This is a genomic window from Caulobacter sp. AP07 (assembly GCF_000281955.1).
In the GTDB taxonomy this organism is placed as follows: Bacteria; Pseudomonadota; Alphaproteobacteria; order Caulobacterales; family Caulobacteraceae; genus Caulobacter.
In genome coordinates this window covers 1-23,154 of record NZ_AKKF01000039.1, presented here as the reverse complement: position 1 = coordinate 23,154, position 23,154 = coordinate 1, and the positions used below count along the sequence as shown (strand labels likewise).

The following is a 23,154-nucleotide window of genomic DNA, read 5'->3' as shown; positions in this document are numbered from 1 at the left end:
GGCGCCCCCAGCCGCTACGACCAGGGCGCCCGGGCGCGCGGCGTGATTTCCCGGCCGTCCGCATAACACTGGTCGTGCAACCTTCGCCGTGTTGCGTTAACCATGGGACTCGGTTTTGCCGATGCTGGAGGGGGTCCGGTGTACCAGTCAGAGTTTCCCGTCGAGACGCCGGTTCCGATCTTCGATCCCACCTTGCTGGCCGGGATCGGCCTGGTCGTGCTGGCGGTGGCCGTCCTCGCCTACTTCGTCGGCAAGCATGTGGGCGGGCGCGGCCGCGACGAGCGCTGGCGCGAGGTTCCCAAGACCATCCACGAGGCGATCAAGGCCAAGTGCGTGGCGGCCACCAGCGCTCCCTCGGGCGAGTTGCTCTACAAGGCGCAGGACCTGGTCGAGGAAGTCCAGCGGCGGATCGGTCCGGTCCTGGCCTTCGGCGGTCCCTGCGCCAAGGCGCTGAAGGGGGTGGCGGAGGCCCTCAAGGGCGAACCGGTCGAGGAAAAGCCCAAGGACAAGGCCAAGGACGCCCACGGCGGCAAGAAGGACGATCCGCACGGCCATGGGCACGGCCACGATGACGGGCATGGCGGCGCGCGCAAGGAGACCGAGCTGGAACTGGCCGCGGCCAATGTCACCATCCTGGGCGGCCAGACCCTGGTCCTGACTGGCCATCGTCCGGGGCATGAGCCCGGTCATGGTCACGACAAGCCCGAGGAAGAGCCCAAGGTCCTTGACCACAAGGACTATTCTCGCCAAGTCCGCATGGCCGTTGTGGAATTTTCCGATTTCTGGAGTCGGGGCGATTGCCTGAACGAACTGGAACGCTGCCAGAAGGCGCTGACTCAGACCGCCCCTGGCCCCAAGAAGCTGTCCGAGGATCATTGAGCCGGGCGGCGCCCCTTCGCTGGGCGTCGAGGTGGTTGGATGCTCAACCATCGAGCGAAATGTCTCGTTTCCTGTCCTGTGACCGCGCCGCGATTGAGCAAGCTGTCGAGCCCGCGCCAGATCGACCAACGTCGATGCGAGCGACCGCCAGAGTCGCGGGCGTCTGGAGGACGAAAGGAAGCACGGCATGGCCGCAACGGTTTCACCGATGACGACGATTCCCCCCGAAGGGGCGCCCGAACACGTGTCGCTGGCCGACTATCTGCCCTACCAGCTGGCGACGGCGTCCAGCGCCGTCAGCCGGCTGATCGCCCGCGCCTACGAGGACCGCTTCGGCCTCAGTATCCCGCAATGGCGGCTGATGTCGGTGCTGGCCGAGGGACCCTTGACCCAGCAGTCGGCCGTGGTGCGCACGGCCATGGACAAGGTGCGGGTCAGCCGCGCCGCCCAGGAACTGGTCGAGCGCCGCCTGGCCGTGCGGCTGAGCAACCGCATCGACCGCCGTTCGCACAGCCTGGAACTGACCGCCGCCGGCCGCCGCCTGTTCGCCGAGATCGTGCCGCTGGCCCGGGCCTACGAGGCCGCTTTGCTGGCCGGCCTGGCGCCGGGCGAGGTGGCGACGCTCAAGCGTCTGCTGGGGCGGCTGGAAGTGGCGGCCGGCACGCTGTATGGGGCCGACACCGCGCCGGGCGACTAGCCGGCGGGGAAAACGATCGGGGCGCTGGAACTTCGCCCGCGCCTTTGCTAGACAGCACTCCCCTCGCCGAGACGTCCTGACGTCCGGTCTATGGAATGGGAAACGGTCCGCGATCTTGAGCGGGCCGGCGCCGTGCGGGCGTGGTGGAATTGGTAGACGCGCCGGACTCAAAATCCGGTTCCGAAAGGAGTGCCGGTTCGACCCCGGCCGCCCGCACCATACTTTTCTTGCAAGACAGCTCAACGATCCCGGCGCGCGCCTCGGCGGCACGCCGGGATGTCGCGATCACGCGGCCTTGGCGAACCGCATCGTGCTGAAGGCCAGCAGCAAAGCCGTCAGCACCAGGCAGGCGTCGGTGATCCAGCCGACCGGGTCGGCCATCCGGCCGGCGTTCAGCGTCTGGTGGACGGCGGCCGTCAGCACGAGGGTTGCGGCCGTCGCCAGGCGCAGGCGGATCGAGATCGCCGCCGGGGTCCAGGCGATCGCGGTGGCGCTGGCCGCCAGGGTCGCGGCGACCCACACCGTGACCGGCGCCAAGGGCAGGGCCAGGGCGGCCAGGGCCGAGACGGCGTAGGCGAAGGGCTGGCTCCAGACGAAGGCGATCCACACGCGCTCCCAGCGCGGCGCGGGGCGGCCCTTGGCGCGGCGGCGGGCCAGCCAGATGGCGACGCCGCTGGAGGTCACGCTGGTCAGGCCCAGGCCCAGCAGCAGGTAGGCGACCTTGACCGGCCAGCCGCCGAACCAGCCGAAGTGCAGCGGGGTGAGCGAGGACAGCACCTTGAGGCCGGCATTGCCGTTCTCGTAGCCGACCGAGCCCAGCAGCTTGGCCTGGCCGTCGAGGACATAGGTCTCTCCGCGCGACAGGCGGCCGGGGGTCACGGCGTTGACGGCGACGTGCTGGCCGCGCTCGCCCGGGTGCTCGACGAACAGGTAGTTGGGACGCGCCTCGGGCTGGGCGGCCTTCAGCGTGGTCAGGGCCCTGGCCAGGTCGATCACCGGCGCGGGGCGCGGATCGTCGGCCACGCGAGGGCCGGCGAACAGGGCGTAGGCCTTGGCGGTGTCGCCCTTGAAGGTGGCCAGGGCCAGCACCCCGACGATGATCACCGTCAGGCCCAGGAACGCGCCGGTCAGCGACACGACGAGATGGAAGGGCAGACCCCAGACGCTGATGCGGTTGTGCAGGTCGGCTTCCTGCAGGCGCTTGGAACCGCCCCAGCGGAAGGCGAAGGCGTCCTTGAAGACGCGCGGATGCGACAGCACGCCGGAGACCAGCGACGACAGCAGGGCGACGCCCGTCAGGCCGACGATGAAGCCGCCCCAGGCGCGGGGCAGGTGCAGCACGGTGTGAAGCGCGGCCTGGAACTCGGTCCAGGGCGTCTTCAACTCGCCGGCCAGCGCGCCCGTGGCGTCGGCGAGGAAGGTGCGCTCGGCGCCCTTGGCGTCGTCGAGGTGCACCGACAGGCGCGGACGGGCCGGCTCGGGCATCTGGACCATCACGTCGTGGGCGGCGGGATTGACGACCAGGGCCTGGCGGAAGGCGCGGTCGACGGCCTGGGGCGAGGCGGCGTGCAGCACGGGTCCGGCCGGCTGCTCCCAGCGGGTGAACTCCTGGGTGAAGACGGCGATCGAGCCCGAGAAGCAGACCAGGTAGATCAGGGCCGCGAAGGCCAGGCCCAGGGCCGAGTGACCGGCCAGCATGGCGCGCACGAACGCGGCGGGAACCTTCGGCCAGATCGGCCTGCCGACGGCGCGGGGCGGCTTGTTCGCGGGCTTGGCGGAGGCGTCCATCACAGCGCTCCCTTCAGGAAGGCCGCGCCCAGGGTGGCGACGGCGACGCCGGTCAACACGGCGGTGGCGCGCAGGATCCTGTCGTCGGAAAGCGTCCAGGCCATGCCGCCGGCCCACAGGAACGGCACCAGCAGGCCGCCGATCACCATCCGGCTTTGCACGGCGCCGGGGGCGCAGATCGCCACCGCCAGGCCGCAGCCCAGGGCGGCGACCCCAGCCAGCGGGCCGGCCAGAAAGCCGCGCAACCAGCCGCGCCAGACGACGCGCCGCCGCTCGGAAGGCTCCAGCGCCAGCTCGCGCGGCGCCGTCTTCCTGGCGTCGCGCAACTCGATCCCCGAGGCGACCAGGGCCAGGGCCACGGTCGATCCCAGGGCCAGGACGATGGCCGGGCCGCGCGCCCCGCCCAGCAGGACGGCGCCCAGGCCCAGGGCCAGGACCAGCAGCGCCCAGCCGCCGGCGATCAGCCAGGGCCGCCGGGGGCCCGCGCTCCGCCATGCTCTGCGCAGCAGCAGGGCTCCGGCCAAGGTCAGCGGCGCCAGCGCCAGGCCGGCCAGGGCGTTGGGGAACAGCGCGCTGGTCACCAGCGGGTCTCGAGCGTCAGGCCGATCACCCGCGGATCCCCCAGCAGGGCGATCGGGACATCGTTGCGGCGATACTGGCTGTAGGTGGTGTTCAGCAGGTTCTTGCCGAACACATAGGCCCCCCAGTGCTGGCGCTCGTAGCCGAAGCGGCCGTTGAACAGCAGGCGGCTCTTGATCAGGGCGGCGCTCGCCTGGCTGACGTCGGCCTGGGAATAGGCCTTGCCGCGATAGTTGCCGTCGAGGTGGCCGACCAGGCCGTTGTTCCAGCGGTAATCGACGCCGCTGCTGAGGGTCCAATGCGGGGCGTAGGGGAACTCGGCGCCGGACAGGTCGCTGCTGGTCGTGCCGACCTTGACGGTGAAGTCGTCGAACTTGGTGCGGGTGTGGCCTAGCGAGGCGTACCAGCTCAGTTGGGCGTCGACGCGGTGAGCGACCTCCAGCTCGAAGCCGTAGAGGTGCGACTTGCCGGCGTTCTCGACCTGGGAGTCGTAGGTGTTGAGGCCCAGATTGACCAACACCTGCTGGTCCTTCCAGTCCACGTAGAAGGCGTTGGCGTTGACCGTCAGGGCGCCGTCAAGCCAGGCCGTCCGCAGCGCCGCCTCGTAGTTCCAGGTGTATTCCTGGTCATAGGGCGCGACCGACGAGCGGGCGATGTTGACCGTCGATCCGCCCGAGCGGTAGCCGCGCTGGACGACCAGGCTGGTGGCGATGTCCGGCGTCCAGTCGTACTTGACCCCGACCTTGGGCAGGAAGGCGTTGAACTTGCGGGTGCTCTTGGACGCCGTGGCGCCGGCCTGGGCCACCATGCCGCCGACGAACTGGTTCACCAGGGTCACGTAGGCCGCATAGGGTCCGAAGGCGGCGGGATCGGGATAGGTCCCGGCGAAGGCGGCCTTCTGGACGCTGCTGCCGGTGTTCTCCTCGTGGTCGTAGCGCAGCCCGCCCAGCAGGCTGAGCCTGGGGGTCAGGGTGAAGGCGCCGTCGGCGAAGATCGCGGTGGTCTCGATCTCGTCCGGCTGGCTGCCCAGATAGTCGACCGGGATGACCGGCAGGGCGGCGACATAGAGATTGGCGAAGGCGCTGGCCTGGGCGGCGGCGGCCGCTTGCTGCGCGGGCGTGGGGTTGGGCGCGCCGGCTAGCAGGGTCGAGGTCAGCACGCTGACCAGGGTCGGCTTCGGGAAGGGCACGTTGGTCAGGCTGGTCGTGACGTCCTGGCCCTCGCGCCTGGCGTGATAGAGGCCCAGCAGGCCCTTGAGCCGTTCGCCCTCGTAGTTCAGCCGCAGTTCCTGGGAGGCGGTCTTGTAGGTCTGCTCGCGCGTGCCGTAGGCGATCCGGGCGGCGCTGTAGTCGGTGTCGTAGCTGCCCAGGGTCCAGACCTTGTTCCACGAGGCGATGGCGGACAGGGTCAGCGGGTCGCTGAGCCTGTAGCTGGACTCCAGGGTGAAGATGTCGGTCTTGGCGTCGCTGCGGGTCGGGTCGTTCGAATAGTCGAGACGGTGGTCGTAATAGTCCGGCGTGTCGGTGCGGGCGTAGGTGAACAGGTATCCGGACTCGCGCTTGTTGTGGGCGTAGGTGGCCAGGACCTTGAGGTCGGGCAGGGCGGTCGGGGTCAGCAGCAGCTTGCCGCGGACGCTGAGGTTGTCGAGGGAGTCGGCGTCCTCGTGGCGGGTCGGGTTGTAGATGAAACCGTCGGCTTCCTTCTTCTCGACGGCCAGGCGGAAGGCCAACTGGTCGGCGACCAGCGGACCGCCGCCGGCGAAGGCGATCGAGCGTTCGTCGCCGCTGGCGGCCGTGGCGCGAGCGCGGAAGTGATAGTCGAAAGTGGGGTCGGTCGAGCGGATGATCACCGCCCCGGCCAGGGAGTTGCGGCCTTGCAGGGTGGATTGCGGGCCGCGCAGCACCTCGACCTGGCCGATGTCCCACATCTCCAGCGGGCCGCTGAAGACCGCCGTCTCGGGCAGGGCCGCGCCATCGACATAGACCGTCGCCAGGCCGCCGATGCCACCGCCCGAGACGTTGCTGTTGCTGACGCCGCGGATGGTGAAGCCCGTCTTGCCGTAGGTCTCGCTCATGTTGGCGGTGCGGTTGACCACGTCGTAGAGCGTCTGGATGTTCTCGCGCTCGATCTTGCCGGCGGTGGTCACCGACACGCTGCTGACGGTCTGCTGCAGGGTGCGCGAGGTCTTTTCGCCGGTGACGATGATCGCTTCGACCGCGGTGGCGTCCAGCGCCGGCGCGGTTTCCGCGTGGGCCATGCCGGCGACCAGGGCCAGGCCGCTGGCGGCCCCGATCATCATAAGTTGCGAACGCATTCAAACCCCCGACACTGAGAATGCGTCGCAAGTACGTTTGATTGCGAATAGGTGTCAATCTCAAGTGCGCGCGGCGGGCGACTTTCGTGGACTGGAGGAGCGCGGCCTCGGGGGAGGGGGTCTCAGTGCGCCGGATCGAAGTCCGGGGTCTGCCCCTTCACATAGGTCTCCCACCCGGCGCGATCGTGGAAGTCGAGGCCTTTGTCCCAGGCCGCGCCCATGTAGTAGACGAACGGCTTGCCGGGCTCGACCTTGACCAGGACGAGGTAGTTGTCGGAATCCTGGCGCACCTCGACCAGCGCCTTGGGGTCGACCATCAGGGCGATGCCCATCGTGCCCTTCACCGGATCGGTCGGCTCCCAGTAGGAGACGCGGCCGGCGCCCAGGTCCTTGGTGAACACGCCGGAGCCCTTGGGGCCCTTGCGCTTGCTGATGCCGATGCCGACCACCAGCGGGCCGGGCTTGTCGGAGCTGATGGTCGAGACCATCCGCGTGAAGTTGGTGCCCAGCGGCAGGGTGAAGGTGCGGCTCTCCCAGACCTTGCGATCCACATCCACCGGCCAGGGCGCGTAGTCGACCGTGAAGGAGGCCACGTCCGGGCCGTTCTGGAGGACCTTCCAGGTCTTCCAGTTGCGCGAGGTCCACAGCTTGTTGTCCTGCCAGATCCCCAGGCCGCCGGCCCCGCGGAAGGTGTTGACGTCGTAGAAGTCCAGGCCTTCGCCATGGTTGGAATGCTGGTCGCCGGTGCGCAACTGGCGGTCCATGTAGGGCCAGCGGACGCTCTTGCCCCAGGCGTCGATGCCCGAGGTCGAGGGCGGCTCGGCCGCTTCCAGGGCCTTGCCGTAGATGCGATGGGCGGTGCGGTCGTTCTCCCACAGGATGTCGTCGTAGCGGTAGGGCGCCAGGGTCACCACGGCGCGGGGCTTCTGGCCCTCGGCGCCGGGCTTGGGCAGCTGGAACTCGGCGTGGGGCTTGGGCGCGAGGGCTTGGGGCGCGACGGCTTGGGGCGCGGGGGCCTGGGCCAGGGCGAGCGCCGGAGCGGCCAGGGTCGTGACCAGGGCGAGGGACAGGATCAGCTTGGACATCGGGCGATCTCGTTTCTCCGACCTCGCCGGCGCGAAGGGCGGGCGGGCCGAGTTGGGAAGCGGACGGACGGGGCTCAGATCTCGGTGCGGCGGGCCAGTTCGCGGCGCTGATCGGCCATCTTCTGGCGGGTCTGTTGCAGGGCGTCGAGTTCGGCCACCGCCAGCAGGTCGTCGATCACCTGGGCGAGGTGGACATGGATCGCCTGGCGCGCCGCCTTCGGATCGCGTTCGCGCAGGGCGTTGACGATCTGGCGGTGCTCCTCGACGAAATCGCCGGCCCCGTTGGTGCGAGCGCGGCGCAGCATGGCGACGCAGGCCGGCGACTGCTGGCGCAAGGCCCACAGGTCCTCGACGCCGGACTCGATCGCGGCGTTGCCCGTGGCGCGGGCGATGGCCAGGTGGAATTCCTGCTCCAGGCGCTCGACCTCGTCGGGGGCGAAACTGCGCGCCATCTGGCCCACGACCTGGTCGAGGTGGGCCAGATGTTCGTCGGTGACGGTGGCGGCCGACAGGGCGCAGGCCTCGCCCTCGAACAGCCGCCGCGCCTCGGTCAGTTCCAGGGCGCCGACCTCCAGTTCGGCGGCGTCCTCGGCGACCGGCGCGGAGGCGTTGACATAGACGCCCGATCCCTGCCGCGCCTCGACCAGGCCCTGGAACTCCAGGGCGATCATCGCGTCGCGAATGGTCGGGCGACTGACGCCGAAGTCATCAGCCAGTTCGCGTTCGGACGGCAGCTTGTCGCCCGGTCCGTAGCGGCCATCGCCGATGGCCGTCGAGATCGCCCGGGCGATCTGCTGGTAGAGCTTCTGGGAATCTGCGGCGCCGGTGGTCATGTCGATCATCCTAGCGGGGGCGGACGGTTGGGCAAACAGCGTTACCGTTTACCGGCCGGCGGCAGCCTGGACACCTCGCTGGCCGCCAGCAGGAACGCGCCGACGCCGTAGAGCTGGGTGTCGTCCGGACCCACCGTGTCGGGCGCGGCGCCGACCCGCTGCACCCAGCCCAGCTTGCCGTCCGGCTCGATCGCCGCCGTCAGGGCCTTCCATCCGCGGTCGACCGCCGGACGGTATTGCGCCGCCGGCAGCAGGCCGTGGTTCACGCCCCAGGCCAGGCCATAGACGAAGAAACCGGTGCCGCTGGTCTCGGGCGTCTTCTGCGGTTCCAGCAGCGAGACGGGCCAGTAGCCCTGCTCGCCCTGCAGGGTGATGATCCTGGCGGACATCTGCTTGAACAGCGCCTCGTAGCGCGGGCGGCTGGGATGGTCCTTGGGCAGGTCCTGCAGGATCCTGGCGACACCGGCATAGGCCCAGCCGTTGCCGCGGCCCCAGAAGATCTTCTGACCGGCCGGGCTGCGCTGGGCGATGAACCGGCTGTCGCGGAAATACAGGTGCTCGTCCTTGTCGTAGAGCAGGTCGGTCGCCGCCCAGAACTCGCTGTCGGCATGGGCCAGGTAGCGCGGGTCCCGGGTCTCCTTCGACAGGGCGACCCAGACGGGCGGGGCCATGAACAGGGCGTCGCTCCAGCACCAGCGGGCCTGGCAGTAGGGCTGACCGCCTTCCGGAGGCTTGGCCTCGAAGCCCAGGTCGACCGTCGAGGGATCGGCCAGGACGGCGTCGAAGCGGGCGCGGACCGGGGCCAGCTTGGCCGGATCATGGCTGCGGGCGGCGGCCCACACCCAGACCGCGCCCGTGGCGTCGGCGTCGCCGTGGCGCGGCCGATGGTCGAAGCCCCAGCCCTCGGCCTGGCCGTGGGCGATGATGGCGTCGGCGTATTTGGGCTGTTTGGAGGCGTCGGCGAAGGCGGTCAGGCCGATGTAGAACGCCGCCTGGACCCAGTCGCGCGGCGCCTCGGTGTCGTGTCGGAACTGCGAGGTCGGGATGTAGTTGAAATTGTCCATGTGGCTCAGCTGCCAGTCGGCCACGCGGGCGGCCTCGGTCAGGACCGAGGCCTGGGCGGTCGCGGCGGGTTTGGCCGGCGTCGCCGCGCAGGCCCCGAGCGGGCCCATCACGGCCACGGTCGCCAAAAGCGTTCCCAACAGGCGTCGCAGCATCATCTTGTCTCCCAGGTTGTTCTTGTTCTTGTCGGCCGGCTTGGACCGGTTCAGCGCAATTGCGCCAGCGTCAGCGTGTCCATGTCGTCGAAGTCGAGGTTCTCGCCGCCCATCGACCAGACGAAGCGGTAGTCGGCCGTGCCCACCCCGCTGTGCATCGACCAACTGGGCGAGAACACCGCCTCGCCGTCGTCCATGAACACGGTGCGCGGTTCGGACGGCTCGCCCATGATGTGCATCACCCGGGCGGCCGGGGCGACGTCGAAGTACATGTAGATTTCGCTGCGGCGGCCGTGAGTGTGGGGCGGCATGGTGTTCCACACATTGCCGGGTTCCAGTTCGGTGAAGCCCATCACCAGCTGGCAGGTCTCGACGATACCGGGCCGGATGCTCTGGCGGATCACCCGCCGGTTGGCGGTCTTCTGGTCGCCGGCCTGGATCGTGCGGGCCTCGTCCTTGCGCACGACGCGGCTGGGGTGGGCGGCATGGGCCGGGTAGCTGACGAAGTAGAACCTGGCCGGCGCGTCGGTCGAGCCGCCGCCGAACACCACCGCCTCGACGCCGCGGCCGACATACAGGCTGTCGTGGGTGTCCAGCTCGTGGCGGACGCCGTCGAGGCTGATCCAGCCTGGCGCGCCGATATTGATCACGCCCATCTCGCGGCGCTCGCAGAAATAGCGCGCCGCCAGCCGGCGGTCGGTTGGCAGGCCCAGGGGAGCGTCAAGCGGGACGGCCGAACCGACCACGGCCCGATCGACCTCGACATAGGTCATCGCCACCTCGCCTGGCCGGAACAGGTCGCCAATGACGAAGGTGTCGCGGATATCCTGGGCCGTCATGCGGCGCAGGCCCTCGCGGTCGGTGGAGGCGCGAAGCTTCATGCCGTCCGTCATCGCGACCGCTTGGGGCAGGCGAAGGCGGCGAGCGGGTGGATGTCGTCGCCGATGCGATCACGAACCTGTTTCATGCGCCCCTCATTTGTGTGACCACTTGGCATTACCAATTCGCCGATAAGTCGAAAAGCTAAATGACCACGATCTCACGAAATTCGCAAAGCCAATGATCAATCGCGATTGATGGTCAAGTTATAAAGTCAGTTATTTCAGATACTTATGGGAAAATAACGTCGATTTCCATACCTACTTGACAATTTACCGCATGAACGGCCATTTTTGGTCTTACCAAATTAGGCGCTGTTCATCGACCGGACCAACCGGCTCGGCGCTTGCGGGGAAGCGAAGGAAGCTATGAGAAAGATCCAGCGTCTGTTGTTGGCGTCTACGGCCATGCTCGCGGTCGGCGCTCTCACGTCGGGCGGCGCCTACGCCCAGGCTCAGTCGGGCGGGGGCGAGGCCTCGGCCCAGCTCGAGGAGATCATCGTCACCTCCACCAAGCGCGCCGAGCGCCTGCAGGACGTGCCGGTGTCGGTCACCGCCCTGACCCAGGACGTCATCGATCGCAACAACGTCCGCGAACTGGGCGACGTGGTGAAGCTGTCGCCGGCCATCTCGATCGACTACGGCTCGCAGCCGGGCAATTTCAGCATCAAGATGCGCGGCATCGGCACGTTCTCGAATGGCATCGCCGTCGAGTCCGACGTCGCGGTGGTCATCGACGACGTGCCGATCGGCTTCCAGGCCGCGGCCTTCAAGGACCTGATCGACGTCGAGCGGGTGGAAGTGCTGCGCGGGCCGCAGAGCACCCTGTTCGGCAAGAGCGCCATCGCCGGCGTACTCAACATCGTCACCGCCGCCCCGGCCCGCGAGTTCGGCGGCAAGGCGATGATCCTGACCACCGACGACGGCGAAAAGCGCGCCGGCTTCACGGTCACGGGCCCGATTAACGACGACGTCCGGGTGCGCCTGACGGTCTCGAAGAGCGACTACGACGGCAACCTCAAGAACCTGACCACCGGCAAGAACGTCAACGGCAGCTCGGGCTTGACCGCCACCGCCAAGATCGAGTGGACCCCGACCGAGAACCTGACCCTAAGCCTGGCGCCGCGCTTCAACCACAACGTCTCCAGCTGCTGCGCCAGCGCGATCACCGAGCTGACGCCGGGACTGTTCTATCAGGGCGAACCGGGCTTTCCCGCCACGACCACCCTGCGCGGGATCACGTTCGACAAGAACAACCACTTCATTCGGGCCGACGACCGCATCGGCGGCGGCAATTCCGAGGTGTTCGGCGCGACCGCTCGCCTGGATTACAATTTCGGCGACACCTCGCCGCTGAAGGGCCACACCTTCTCGTCGATCTCCTCGATGGATCGCTGGAAGATGACCGACTTTCAGGACATCGACGGCACCGACGTGCCGTTCCTGATCGGCTTCCCGGTCGCCAACCCGTCGGGCATCAACAGCGGCGCGGTGATCAACGGCTATTTCCACGCCAAGTCGGTGACCCAGGAGTTCCGCCTGACCTCGCCGGGCGACACTCGCCTGCGCTACGTGGCCGGCCTGTGGTACGCCCGCAACGAGCTGGACCGCTATCTCAACCGCGGCCCGGTGCTGCAGCTGGCGCGCTATCTGGCCGAAAGCACCAACGAGAACTATTCGGCCTACGCCAACGCCACCTTCGACCTGACCGACAAGCTCAGCCTGACGGGCGGCGCGCGGATCAACCGCCAGAAGATCGACTACAATTTCCACAAGACGATCTTCGCCAGCACCACGCCCGGCGCGGCGACCACCCTCCAGGAGTTCAGCGGCGCCAACCAGGACGACGCGGTGACCGGCAAGGTCGGGGTCCAGTACAAGTGGACGCCGGACATCATGACCTTCGCCACCTATTCGACCGGCTACAAGGGCCAGGCCTACGACCTGGTCAGCACCTTCGACGCCCGGGTTGCGGCGAACATGCCGGTGCCGCCGGAAACGGCCAAGAACTACGAACTGGGCTTCAAGAGCAGCCTGCTGGACCGCCGGGTCTATTTCAACGCCACCGTGTTCCGGGCCGACTACAAGGGCTTCCAGACCTCGGTGACCTCGTTCCTGCCGGACGGCACCTTCCTGACCTTCCTCAACAGCATCGGCCAACTGCGCACCCAGGGCCTGGAACTGGACGGCGTGGCGCGGATCACCAAGAACTTCCGCCTGAACGGGGCCTTCGCCTATACCGACGCGACGGTGGTCGATTTCCCGAACGGCCCCTGCAACGGCAGCCAACCCGCGGTGGCCGACCTTCCGCTCAAGCCCGCCGGCTATGTCGGCGCTCCGGGCGAATGCTACCGCACCCCGACGACCAACGGCCGGGTGCAGAACCTGAAGGGCAAGCGCCTGAACAACGTGCCCAAGTACAAGTTCAGCGTCGGCGGCCAGTACGACATCGACCTGCCGGAAAACGTGCCCTTCAAGGCCTTCGTCGGCGCCACCGTCCGCTGGCAGGACGACATCAACTTCTCGCTGAACCAGGATCCCCGGACAGTGCAGAAGGCCTACAGCATCGTCGATATGAACCTCGGCATCGCCGACCGCGAGGGCAAGTACAAGCTGACCGCCTTCGCCAACAACCTGTTCGACAAGCGCTACGCCCAGGGCCTGGGCAACGGCACGTCCGGCTACAGCGCGCCGGGCGTGGTGGCCCAGGGCAAGACCTGGTTCCCCGGCCGCGACGCCTTCCGCTACTTCGGCGCGCGTCTGGACGTGAACTTCTAGGCCGGCAGACATCCCTCCTGTGGCCGGATCCGTTCGCGGGTCCGGCCACTTTTTTGTGGGGAGAACTACTTCGCCGCGCTGGCCGCTCGCAGCGCGATTTCCTCGCGCTTGGTGGCCAGGCGTTCGCGGGTCTGCTCCATGGCCTCCAGTTCGGCGGTCAGCAGCAGGTTCTCGATCAGGCCGCCCAGGTGGGTCTGCATCGCCGCCCGCGCCGCCTTGGGGTCGCGGGTGCGCAGGGACTCGATGATGTCCTGGTGCTCGTCGTTCAGCGGCCGCTTGCGCACATGCCGGGCCTTTTCCAGCATCTGCATGCACAGGCGCGACTTGTAGCGCAGGTCCCAGGTGTTCTCGACCACCCGGACGATGGCGCTGTTGCGCGTGGCCTGGGCGATGGTGATGTGGAACTGGCGGTCGGCGAGCTCGCTCTGCTCCTTGGTCAACTCCTCGCTGTTCATCTCGGCGACCAGGGTCTCCAGATAGACCAGCTCCTCGTCGGTGATCAGGGTGGCGGCCAGGGCGGCGGCTTCGCCCTCGAACAGGCGGCGGGCCTCGGCCTGGTCGAAGGCGCCGATGTCCAGGTCCCGCGTGACGGGCGGCGGCGGGCCGGCCTGGCGGACATAGACGCCTGACCCCTGTTTGGCCTCGAGCTGGCCACGCATCTCCAGGGCGATCACGGCGCGGCGGACGGTGGGCCGGCTGACGCCGAACTCCTCGGCCAGGTCGCGTTCCGATGCCAGGCGCTGGCCCGGTTGATAGCGACCGTCGGCGATGGCCTGGCCGATCGCCGCGGCCACCCGCTGGTAGAGGCGTAGGGGGTTGGCTGCCGGTGTCGTCATCTTACTCAAAACCTTCTCGACGGCTCATCTTAAGCGCCGTCGAGAAGGAAGGGTAGCGTCCCGACCAGGAAGGGCTAGTCGGCGGCCGCGTGGGCCCCGCCGCCGCTCATGGCCTTGTTGGTCAGCCAGATGCAGGGGATCAGCAGGACGATCAGCCAGGCCGAGGCCCGGAAGAAGTCCAGGGTGGCCAGCAGATAGGCTTGGCTGACCACCTGGCTGGTCGCCGCGCCCACCGCCTGGGCGTGGCTCAGGCCCACCGCCTGCATGTGGTCAACGGCCGCCAGCCAGGCGGGGTCGTTGGACGCCATGGTCTCCGAGATCCGTGTCTGGTGCAGGGATTCGCTGCGGTCCCAGATCGTGGTGGCCAGCGAGGCGGCGAAGCTGCCGGCGGTGATCCGCGAGAAGTTCGACAGGCCCGAGGCCGACGGCAGTTGCTGGGGCGGCACGCCGTTCAGCGAGATGGTGACCATCGAGATGAAGAAGGTGCTCATCGCGATCCCCTGCACCAGCATCGGCCAGACCAGCGCCCGGAAGTCGACGTCCGGCGTGAAGCCCGAGCGCATGTTGAACGACAGGGCGAAGGCGGCCATCGACAGGGTGGCGGTCCAGCGGGCGTCGACCCTCTGCATCAGCCGGGCCGCGAACGGCGTCAGGATCACCGCCACCACGCCGCTCGGCGCGGCCACCAGGCCGGCCCAGGTGGCGATGTAGCCCATCCGGGTCTGCAGCCACAGCGGCTGCAGCAGGTTGCTGCCGAAGAACACCGCGTAGCCCAGGCAGAAGGCCAGGGTGCCCAGGGCGAAGTTCTTCGACTTGAACAGCGACAGGTCGACGATCGGGTGCTTCTCGTGCAGCTCCCAGATCACCCAGGCGATGAAGCCGACGATGGCCACCAGGGTCTCGACGACGATGGCCGGCGAGTTGAACCAGTCGGCCTCCTTGCCGGTGTCGAGCATCACCTGCAGCGCGCCGACCCAGACCAGCAGCAGCATGAAGCCGGTGGTGTCGATCGGCACCTTGCGGGTCGGGGTCTCGCGGCTGGCCATGCCGCGCCAGCACAGGAAGGCGCAGAGCAGGCCGACCGGCACGTTGATCAGGAAGATCCACGGCCAGGCCAGGTTGTCGGAAATGTAGCCGCCCAGGATCGGGCCGCAGATCGGCGCCACCAGGGTGGTCATCGACCAGATGGCCAGGGCCGTGCCGCGCTTGCGGGGCGGGAAGATCATGATCAGCAGGGCCTGCGAGCCCGGGATCATCGGGCCGGAGACCAGGCCCTGCAGCACCCGAAAGCCGATCAGCGACGGCAGGTTCCAGGAAATGCCGCACAGGAAGGAGGCGATGGTGAACAGCATGACCGAGACGACGAAGGTCTTCACGACGCCGTAGCGGCCCATCAGCCAGCCGGTCAGCGGCACCGAGACGCCGTTGGCCACCGCGAACGAGGTGATCACCCAGGTGCCCTGGCTGGTGCTGACCCCCAGATTGCCGGCGATGGTCGGGATCGAGACGTTGGCGATGGTGCTGTCGAGCACCTGCATGAAGGTGCCCAGCGCCAGGGCGATCGAGGTGACGGCCAGCAAGACGCCGGTCATGGGCGCCGGGCCGCTGGGCGCGGCTCCATCGGCGGTAGAAGAGTCCTGGGCGGCCATGCGGCGCTCCTTGGATCAGGCTTGAACCGGTGGGGCTACTTGGAGATGTCGATGGCGGCCTTCATCGACAGGCCGACCCGCAGGGGGTGGCTCTTCAGGTCGGCCGGATCCAGGGCGATCCGCACCGGCAGGCGCTGCACCACCTTGATCCAGTTGCCTGAGGCGTTCTGGGCCGGGATCAGCGAGAAGGCCGAGCCGGTGCCGCCCGACAGGCCCACGACCTTGCCGTGGAACTTCACGCCGCCGCCATAGAGGTCGGAGGTCAGGGTCACCGGCTGGCCGATGGCCACCTTGTCCAGCTGCACTTCCTTGAAGTTGGCGTCGACATAGGCGGTGGTGGTCGGGACGATGGACATCAGCGGCGCGCCGACCTGGATTTGCTGGCCGACCTGGACGTTCTTCTTGGAGACCACGCCGGCGATCGGGGCGCGCAGCACGGTGCGGGTCAGGGCCAGCTGGGCGCTGGCCAGGCGGGCCTCGGCGGCGACCACCTCGGGGTTCTTGCCGGCGGGAAGGCCGGAGATCAGGGCGGTGTTGACGCCGCGCGTGCCTTCGGCGGCGTTGCGGCTGGCCAGGGCCTGGGCCTGGGCGGCGCGGGCCTCGACCAGGGCCGACTGGGCGTTGGTGAAGCGGCTCTGGGCGGTGGTCAGCTCCTCGCCCGACACCGCGCCGGACTCCGACAGGGCCTTGCGGCGGGACAGCTCGATCCGGGCCTGTTCGAGGCTGGCCTGGGCGCCGGTCACGGCGGCGTTGGCGCGGGCGATGTCGGCGTCGCGGGCCGCCACCTGGCCGGCCAGGGCGGTGTCGCTGGCGAAGTAGCCCTGCACCTTGCGCTGGGCCTGGCCGAGCGCGGCCTGGGCCGAGAGCACGGCGATCTGGGCGTCGGCGTCGTCGATCACCACCAGCGGCTGGCCGGCGGCGACGATCTGGGTCTCGGAGACCAGCACCTTGGCGACCGGCCCGCTGATCAGCGGCGTCACCTGGGCGGTGTCGGCCCCGACATAGGCGTTGTCGGTCTCGACGTGCTTGCCCCCGATGAGGACGGCGTACAGCACCCAGATCACGATACCGACCACCACCACGGCGGCGAGGCCGGTCAGCAGTTGGCGGCGGCGGCCGTTGGGGTTGGTGGCGGAAGCGGCGGTGTCGGCCATGGGGGAGGTCCTGGAGGCGCGAAGATTGGATGAGGCGAAAGGGTTGTCGGTCGGCGTCAGGCGGGGCTGAAGCCGCCGCCCAGGGCGCGCACCAGGGCGACGTCCAGGGCCAGGGCGCGACTGTCGAGGTCGGCGACGACGCGGCGCTGGGTCAGCACGGCCAGCTCGGCGATCAGCACGTTCTGATAGGTGGAAAGGCCACCCTGGTAGCGCAGCTTGGCGATGCGGTAGCCGTCTTCGTTGGCGGCCAGGGCGGCGCGGGACTCGCTCAGCCGCGTGGCCAGGGCCCGTTCGCTGGCGGCGACGTCGGCGACGTCGCGCAGGGCCTGGGTCACCGCGTCGTCATAGGCGGCCACGGCGCCGTCACGGTCGGCTTCGGCGACCCGCAGATTGGCCTTGAGGCGACCGCCCTCGAAGATCGGCAGGCTGACGGCGGGGCCGACGCTGCCGACGTCCGAACCGCTGTCGAACAGCTTGTCCAGGTGCAGCGACTGCACGCCGATGGCGGCGGCCAGATTGACGTTGGGGTAGAAGGCGGCCTTGGCCTGGCCGATCCGGCGGCTGCTGGCCTCGGCCCGCCACTTGGCGGCCACCACGTCGGGGCGGCGGCCGATCAGGTCGGCGGCCAGGTTGGCCGGCAGGCCGAACGGCTTGAGGTTGGCGATGCTCGGGCGAGCGATCGACAGGCCGCGGTCGGGGCCGGCTCCCAGCAGGGCGGCCAGGGCGTTGCGGGTTTGGGCGATCTGTTCGTCGACGGCGGCCAGTTCGGCGCGGGCGGTGGGCGGACCGGCCTCGGCCTGGCGCAACTCGCCCCGGGTGTCGAGACCATTGGTCACCCGGTCGCTCACCAGGTCGAGGGTTTCCTGCCGCAACGCCACGGCGCGTTCGGCCACATCGCGTTCGGCATAGAGCCGGCCGAGGTCGGCATAGGCGGCGGCCACCGAGGTGGCCAGCATCAGCCGGGCCTGGGCGGCGTCGGCCTGGGCGGCCCTGGCTTCGGAGGTCGCGGCGGCGACGGCCGCGCGGTTCTTGCCCCAGAAGTCCAGCTCCCAGCTGAAGTCCAGGCTCAGCCGGCCGTAGTCGTTGTAGCCCTGGGGCACGAAGTCGGCGGGGATGCCGTTGTTGTAGCTCTGCTTGGAGCGGTCGACGCCGCCGTTGGCGCTGACGCTGGGCAGTCGCGCCGCCTTGGCCTGGTTGGCCAAGGCCTGGGCGCGACGCAGGCGGGCCTCGGCCTGGGCCAGGGTCGGCGACCCGGTCAGGGCCTCGTCGACCAGGCCGTCCAGCTGGGTGTCGCCATAGGCCTTCCACCACGCATCGACCGGCCAGGCGGCGTCGGGGGCGGCCAGGGTCTGGGTCGTCGCATAGGCGTCCGGTGTCTTGGCCACGCGGGCCGGCGTTGGCGCCGGCATGGTCGCGCAGGCGCTGGTCAGCAGGGCGGCGATCAGGATGGAAAGGGTCGCGCCAACCTCCCGGGACCTTTGCGGCTTGGAGGCGGGAAGCTGATCCAGGGCGTTAGGGGTCATGGGCGTGGCCGACTTGAACTGACCGTACTGTACGGTCATATGAGGCGCTGGATATAACCCGCGGCTTGACGGGATCAAGGGGGGCGCCGCCTTGATGGAAAAAGAATGATTCAGGACCTGAAACCGCGCCTCGACCGAGACGCCCGCCGTGAGGCCATCCTCGACGTCGCCCGCGACGTCTTTCTCGAGGAGGGCTACGCCAACGCCTCCATGTCGACGATCGCCGCGCGGGTCGGCGGGTCGAAAGGCACGCTCTACAACTACTTCAAGAGCAAGGAGCAGTTGTTCGCCGCCTATGTGGTCCGCCACTGCGCCTGGCAGCGCGACGCCATGTTCGAGATCTCGGCCGAGGTGGACGACATCCGCGCCGCCCTGACCAAGGTGGGGCGCACCTACCTGTCGATCGTGCTCAGCGATTTCAGCCAGAGCAATTTCCGGGTGATCGTCGCCGAGGCCCAGCGCACGCCGGAAATCGGCAGGGCGTTCTATGAAGCCGGGCCCAAGAGCGGGTCAGAACTGCTGGGCGCCATTCTCCAGAAGGCCGCGGACAGGGGGCAGCTGAAGCTCACCGACCCCGTCCATGCCGCGCACCAGTTCATCGGTCTTTGCCAGAACCGGATGATGAAGGCTCGCCTGTGCAACGTCATGGCCGAACCCACCGCCGAGGAGATCGACCAGGAAGTGCTCCCGGCCGTCGAGGTGTTCCTCGCGGCGTTCGGGCCGGATCGGTAGGCGATTTCCACTTGGCGCGGCGGCCGTAAGGCGGCACTTGGGACGGTGGAGGAGGGCGCGGCTCGGCGCCTTCGCAAGACGGAAGCCCAGCCCATGCAAGGCGTCACCATCGTCGACCACCCGCTGGTCCGCCACAAGCTGACCAAGATGCGCGACAAGGGCACGTCGACGAAGACGTTCCGCGCCCTGATGCGCGAGACCGCGACGCTGCTCTGCTACGAAGTCACCCGCGAGTTGGCGACCCACACCGTCCGGATCGAAACGCCGGTGGCCCCGACCGACGCCGAGGTCATCGCCGGCAAGAAGCTGGTCTTCGCCCCGATCCTGCGCGCCGGCCTGGGCATGGCCGAGGGCATGCTCGACCTGGTGCCGTCGGCGCGGGTGGCGCACATCGGCCTGTACCGCGACCCGACCTCGCTGGAGGCGGTCGAGTACTATTACAAGACGCCCGAGGACATCGCCGACCGCCTGGTCATCGTGGTCGACCCGATGCTGGCCACCGGCCACACGGCGGTCGCCGCCATCGCCCGGCTGAAGAAGTCCGGCGTCACCGACCTGCGCTTCGTCTGCCTGGTGGCCTCGCGCCAGGGCGTCGAGACCCTGCGGGCGGCTCATCCCGACGTGCAGATCTGGACGGCGGCGATCGACGCCGAGCTCGACGACCACGGCTACATCGTGCCCGGCCTGGGCGACGCCGGCGACCGGACCTTCGGCACGCGCTAGCGCCTGGGCCCGGCGTCGGGCGAACCGGTGTCCGCGTGGTTCGAAAATGCCGTGGCGAATAGTTAACGCCGGTCTTCCACCGGCCAAGCTAGGGCGTTAAGGCTGTCGCATGCCGTTCGCGCCGCCCCTGATCTTTGTCGTCGATGACGACGCCGCCACCCTGGAGCTGGTCCAGATCAGCCTGGAGCGCGAGGGCTTCGCCGTGCGGACCTTCGGCTCGGTGGCGCTGGTCCTTGGCGCGCTGACCCGCGAAACGCCGGTCCTGACCCTGCTCGACGTGCGCATGCCCGGCCAGAGTGGGCTCGACGCCCTGAAGGCGATCAAGGAATCGCCGAACGGCGCGGACATCCAGGTCCTGATGCTGACCGGCGACGGTCGCCTGGATCGCATCGTCCAGGCCATGCAACTGGGCGCGGTCGGCTACGTGATGAAGCCGTTCGAGCCTCAGCACCTGGCCGCCAAGGTGCGCGAGGCGCTGGCGAGCGCCTAGAAGGGCCACCAGCCGCGCCACCATCCCAGGATTTGCTCCCAGAACGCGGTCAGCCGGTCCATCGGACTTGGCGCGACCACCGGCTTGGGCGGCGGGGCGGGCACGAACCAGCTGGGCGCGGCCGGCGGGGCGCAGTTCATCCGCATGCCCACCCCCTTCAGATAGCCGCGACGCACGGCGCCGGCCCGGATCGCGGCCTGCACCGCCCGGTCGTGCTTGGCCGCGCCGGTCAGCCTGCGGATCCAGCCGCGGAAGGGCAGGACGTTCTGGGTGGTGTTGCGCACCTCCCCGACGCCAGCGCCCCAGGCGGCGTCGGCGACCTTTTTGCCACGCGAGCGCTGGTCGGGCGGCGGGGCCTCGTCCAGGTCCGGACCCAGGGCGGCGTCCAGCCGGCCGATCTCGCCAGCCAGGCCTTCGCAGCGGCCCAGGCCCTCCACGTCATAGGGATTGGCGACGGCGCGGTTCAGCACGGCCGGAATCTGGGTCTGCTTGAGGTTCAGGTCCTCGAGCGGCGCGGCGACCGCGTCGCGCATCGTGTCCCTGTGCTCCAGGGTCCCAGGATCGGCCGCAGCGGCCGGGCCGGCCAGCAGGGCGGCGGCGATCAGGAGCGGAGCGAAGCGTGGGCGCATAGCGCGAGATCGCCCGTCTTGGCCGCGGCGCGCAAGCGGAATCGCGGACATGAATGGGGCCGGACGCCTCCGCGACCGGCCCTTTCCTTCGGGCGAAGGGACGCCCTAGATTTCCTGGTTGTACTGGCCGACCCGGTCGCCCAGGCGCGGCTTGACCTCTTCGCGGAAGAGGGCGCGCATGTCGTCTTCCGATCGGGTGCTCTCGACCACGACCACCACCTCGGGCTTGTTGGACGAGGCGCGGACCAGCACCCACGAGCCGTCTTCCAGGTGCACGCGCACGCCGTTGACGGTGATCACCTCGGTGATCCTGCGGCCCAGGATCGAACCGCCGGCGGCGAACAGGGCCTCGTATTCCTTCACCACCTCGGCGACGACGCCGTATTTCTTCTCGTCATCGCAGCGCGGGCTCATGGTCAGCGAGGTGTAGGCGACCGGCAGGGCCTTGCGCATGTCCGACAGCTTCAGGCCCGGATTGCGGTCCAGCATGGCCAGCACGGCGGCGGCGGCGGTCAGGCCGCAGTCGTAGCCCCGGCCCAGCGGCGGGTTGAAGAAGAAGTGGCCGCTTTTCTCGAAGCCCGCCAGGGCGCCCGTCTCGACGCTCTTGCGTTTCATGTGGCTGTGACCGGTCTTCCAGTAGATCACCTTGCAGCCGTGGGCGGCCAGGATGGGGTCGGTGGCGAACAGGCCCGTGGACTTCACGTCGACCACGAAGGTCGCGCCGGGATGCAGCGGGGCCAGGTCGCGGGCCAGCATCAGGCCGATCTTGTCGGCGAAGATCTCCTGACCCTCGTCGTCGACCACGCCGCAGCGGTCGCCGTCGCCGTCGAAGCCGAAGGCCAGGTCCGCGCCGTGCTCGCGCACGGCCTGAGCCATGGCGTGCAGCATCGCCGCGTCTTCCGGGTTCGGATTGTACTTCGGGAAGCTGTAGTCGAGCTCGGCGTCCATGCCGATCACCTCGGCCACGCCCATGCGCCGCAGCGCTTCAGGGGCGAAGACGCCCGCCGTGCCGTTGCCGCAGGCCGCGATCACCTTCAACGGACGCTGGACCCGCGCCCGGGTGGCGACGTCGGCGACATAGCGCTCGGCTTCGCCCGCGACGCGGATCAGCTTGCCGCCGTCGCGCTCCACGAACTGGCCGTCCAGCACGATCGTCTTCAGCCGGGCCATCTCGTCGGGACCGAAGGTCAGGGGGCGCTGGGCGCCCATCTTGACGCCGGTCCAGCCGTTCTCGTTGTGGCTGGCGGTGACCATGGCCACACAGGGGATGTCGAGGTCGAACTGAGCGAAATAGGCGGTCGGCGACAGGGCCAGGCCGATGTCGTGCGCCTCGCAGCCGGCCGACAGCAGGCCGAGGATCAGCGCGTTCTTGATCCCGCTCGAATAGGAGCGGAAATCGTGGCCGACCACGATCCTCGATTGACCCAGTTCATGGATGTAGGTCCCCAGACCCAGGCCCAGGGCCTGCACGCCCAGCAGGTTGATCTCCGGTCCGAACAGCCAGCGCGCGTCGTACTCGCGAAACCCGGTGGCCTTGACCAGCGGCTCGTCTTCATAGGCGGCCGTGTTGGGAACAAGATCGGCGCGGGGCTTTGGGAACATGGGGAGCCTCAGATCACTCCGGCGCGCAGCAGGTCGTGCACGTGCAGGATACCGACTGGGCGTTCCTGTTCGACCACAAACAGCACGGTGATGCGTCGATCATTCATGATCTTCAGGGCTTCGGCCGCCAGGGCGCCGGGCGCGATGGTCTGGGGGCCCCGGGTCATGACCTCGCCGGCGGCGTGACCCATCAGCCCGTCCATGTGTCGGCGCAGGTCGCCGTCGGTGATCAGGCCGCTGAGGGTCCCGTCCGGCGCGACCACGCCCACGGCGCCGAAGCGCTTCTCGCTCATCACCAGCAGGGCTTCGGACATCGGCGCGGCTTCGCGGGTCAGCGGCAGCTCGTCATGGCCGTGCATCAGGTCGCCCACCGTGCGCAGCATGGCGCCCAGCTTGCCGCCGGGATGGAAGACGCGGAAGTCGCTGGCGGTGAATCCGCGCCGCTCCAGCAGAGCCACGGCCAGGGCGTCGCCCAAGGCCATCTGCAGGGTGGTGGAGGTGGTGGGCGCGCTGACCTCGGACGTCGCCTCGGGGGCGTCGGGCAGCAGCAGCAGAATGTCGCCGGCCCGGCCCAACTGGCTGTCGGCCACGGCGGTGACGGCGATGATCGGGATCGAGAAGCGCTTGGCGTAGGCCAGGGTGTCGGACAGTTCGCGCGCCTCGCCGGACTTCGACAGGGCCAGCACGACGTCGCCCTGGCCGATCATGCCCAGGTCGCCGTGGCTGGCTTCCGCCGCATGCACGAACATGGCGGGCGAGCCGGGGGAG

Annotated in this window: 20 protein-coding genes and 1 tRNA gene; 7 read left to right on the top strand and 14 right to left on the bottom strand. The window is 69.0% G+C overall.

The annotated features are described in order from the left end of the window. The first annotated feature begins 138 nt into the window (after positions 1-138). The 3 genes from PMI01_RS03735 (at position 139) to PMI01_RS03725 (ending at position 1,795) form a co-directional block, all read left to right on the top strand. Positions 139-879, top strand: a complete 741-nt coding sequence (locus PMI01_RS03735) for a hypothetical protein (RefSeq protein ID WP_007663239.1) — start codon at positions 139-141, stop codon at positions 877-879. A gap of 187 nt (positions 880-1,066) precedes the next feature. Next, complete coding sequence (locus PMI01_RS03730; protein ID WP_007663237.1) at positions 1,067-1,576, top strand: MarR family winged helix-turn-helix transcriptional regulator; 510 nt, start codon at positions 1,067-1,069, stop codon at positions 1,574-1,576. A 134-nt stretch (positions 1,577-1,710) separates the two neighbouring features. Further along, positions 1,711-1,795 (top strand) — tRNA-Leu (locus PMI01_RS03725). A gap of 66 nt (positions 1,796-1,861) precedes the next feature. On the opposite strand, the gene PMI01_RS03720 is transcribed toward PMI01_RS03725, so the two are convergent. The 7 genes from PMI01_RS03720 to kduI all read right to left on the bottom strand — a co-directional run bounded on the left by PMI01_RS03720 (position 1,862) and on the right by kduI (position 10,273). Continuing rightward, positions 1,862-3,364 (bottom strand): PepSY-associated TM helix domain-containing protein, encoded by a 1,503-nt coding sequence (locus PMI01_RS03720; RefSeq protein ID WP_007663235.1) that lies wholly within the window; start codon positions 3,362-3,364, stop codon positions 1,862-1,864. After that, a complete protein-coding gene (locus PMI01_RS03715) occupies positions 3,364-3,945 on the bottom strand; it encodes a hypothetical protein (RefSeq protein WP_007663233.1) in 582 nt (193 codons plus the stop codon). Before PMI01_RS03715 ends, PMI01_RS03720 begins: the two co-directional genes overlap by 1 nt. Continuing rightward, positions 3,942-6,257: a TonB-dependent receptor gene (locus PMI01_RS03710; RefSeq protein ID WP_007663232.1), complete on the bottom strand. Its 2,316-nt coding sequence runs from the start codon at positions 6,255-6,257 to the stop codon at positions 3,942-3,944. The genes PMI01_RS03715 and PMI01_RS03710 overlap by 4 nt, the downstream gene beginning before the upstream one ends. A 122-nt stretch (positions 6,258-6,379) precedes the next feature. Continuing rightward, positions 6,380-7,342 carry a DUF4861 family protein gene (locus PMI01_RS03705; RefSeq protein ID WP_007663231.1) on the bottom strand — a complete coding sequence of 321 codons (963 nt, stop codon included), beginning with the start codon at positions 7,340-7,342 and terminating at the stop codon, positions 6,380-6,382. A gap of 74 nt (positions 7,343-7,416) precedes the next feature. Continuing rightward, positions 7,417-8,175, bottom strand: coding sequence for a FadR/GntR family transcriptional regulator (locus PMI01_RS03700; RefSeq protein WP_007663230.1), 759 nt, complete (start codon positions 8,173-8,175; stop codon positions 7,417-7,419). 41 nt (positions 8,176-8,216) lie between these two features. After that, a complete protein-coding gene (locus PMI01_RS03695) occupies positions 8,217-9,395 on the bottom strand; it encodes a glycoside hydrolase family 88/105 protein (RefSeq protein ID WP_007663229.1) in 1,179 nt (392 codons plus the stop codon). Between the two features lie 47 nt (positions 9,396-9,442). Next, the gene (gene kduI, locus PMI01_RS03690; RefSeq protein ID WP_007663228.1) at positions 9,443-10,273 is read right to left on the bottom strand and encodes a 5-dehydro-4-deoxy-D-glucuronate isomerase; all 831 of its coding nucleotides are present in this window, start codon (positions 10,271-10,273) and stop codon (positions 9,443-9,445) included. A gap of 366 nt (positions 10,274-10,639) precedes the next feature. Here kduI and PMI01_RS03685 point away from each other — a divergent pair, with 366 nt between their 5' ends. Then, positions 10,640-13,048 (top strand): TonB-dependent receptor, encoded by a 2,409-nt coding sequence (locus tag PMI01_RS03685; protein WP_157223664.1) that lies wholly within the window; start codon positions 10,640-10,642, stop codon positions 13,046-13,048. A gap of 65 nt (positions 13,049-13,113) precedes the next feature. On the opposite strand, the gene PMI01_RS03680 is transcribed toward PMI01_RS03685, so the two are convergent. The 4 genes from PMI01_RS03680 to PMI01_RS03665 form a co-directional block, all read right to left on the bottom strand. After that, positions 13,114-13,884, bottom strand: a complete 771-nt coding sequence (locus PMI01_RS03680; RefSeq protein ID WP_007663224.1) for a FadR/GntR family transcriptional regulator — start codon at positions 13,882-13,884, stop codon at positions 13,114-13,116. Between the two features lie 74 nt (positions 13,885-13,958). After that, entirely contained in the window at positions 13,959-15,533 is a 1,575-nt protein-coding gene (locus tag PMI01_RS03675) for a DHA2 family efflux MFS transporter permease subunit (protein WP_007663222.1), read from the bottom strand. 35 nt (positions 15,534-15,568) lie between these two features. Then, positions 15,569-16,687, bottom strand: coding sequence for an HlyD family secretion protein (locus PMI01_RS03670; RefSeq protein ID WP_007663212.1), 1,119 nt, complete (start codon positions 16,685-16,687; stop codon positions 15,569-15,571). A gap of 56 nt (positions 16,688-16,743) precedes the next feature. Continuing rightward, positions 16,744-18,249, bottom strand: coding sequence for an efflux transporter outer membrane subunit (locus PMI01_RS03665; protein ID WP_007663211.1), 1,506 nt, complete (start codon positions 18,247-18,249; stop codon positions 16,744-16,746). Between the two features lie 66 nt (positions 18,250-18,315). Between PMI01_RS03665 and PMI01_RS03660 the strand changes: the two genes are divergently transcribed. The 3 genes from PMI01_RS03660 (at position 18,316) to PMI01_RS03650 (ending at position 20,155) form a co-directional block, all read left to right on the top strand. Then, the gene (locus PMI01_RS03660; RefSeq protein ID WP_007663209.1) at positions 18,316-18,942 is read left to right on the top strand and encodes a TetR/AcrR family transcriptional regulator; all 627 of its coding nucleotides are present in this window, start codon (positions 18,316-18,318) and stop codon (positions 18,940-18,942) included. A gap of 93 nt (positions 18,943-19,035) precedes the next feature. Next, positions 19,036-19,665 carry a uracil phosphoribosyltransferase gene (upp, locus tag PMI01_RS03655; protein WP_007663207.1) on the top strand — a complete coding sequence of 210 codons (630 nt, stop codon included), beginning with the start codon at positions 19,036-19,038 and terminating at the stop codon, positions 19,663-19,665. Positions 19,666-19,774: 109 nt separating this feature from the next. After that, positions 19,775-20,155, top strand: a complete 381-nt coding sequence (locus PMI01_RS03650; RefSeq protein WP_007663205.1) for a response regulator — start codon at positions 19,775-19,777, stop codon at positions 20,153-20,155. Here the strand turns inward: PMI01_RS03650 and PMI01_RS03645 are convergent. The 3 genes from PMI01_RS03645 to PMI01_RS03635 form a co-directional block, all read right to left on the bottom strand. Further along, entirely contained in the window at positions 20,152-20,784 is a 633-nt protein-coding gene (locus tag PMI01_RS03645) for a hypothetical protein (RefSeq protein WP_007663203.1), read from the bottom strand. The two genes, PMI01_RS03650 and PMI01_RS03645, sit on opposite strands and share 4 nt — an antisense overlap. Positions 20,785-20,889: 105 nt before the next feature. Continuing rightward, positions 20,890-22,386 carry a phosphomannomutase/phosphoglucomutase gene (locus PMI01_RS03640; RefSeq protein ID WP_007663192.1) on the bottom strand — a complete coding sequence of 499 codons (1,497 nt, stop codon included), beginning with the start codon at positions 22,384-22,386 and terminating at the stop codon, positions 20,890-20,892. Between the two features lie 8 nt (positions 22,387-22,394). After that, the coding region (locus tag PMI01_RS03635) for a KpsF/GutQ family sugar-phosphate isomerase (protein ID WP_007663191.1) at positions 22,395-23,154 on the bottom strand (760 nt) is incomplete at its 5' end.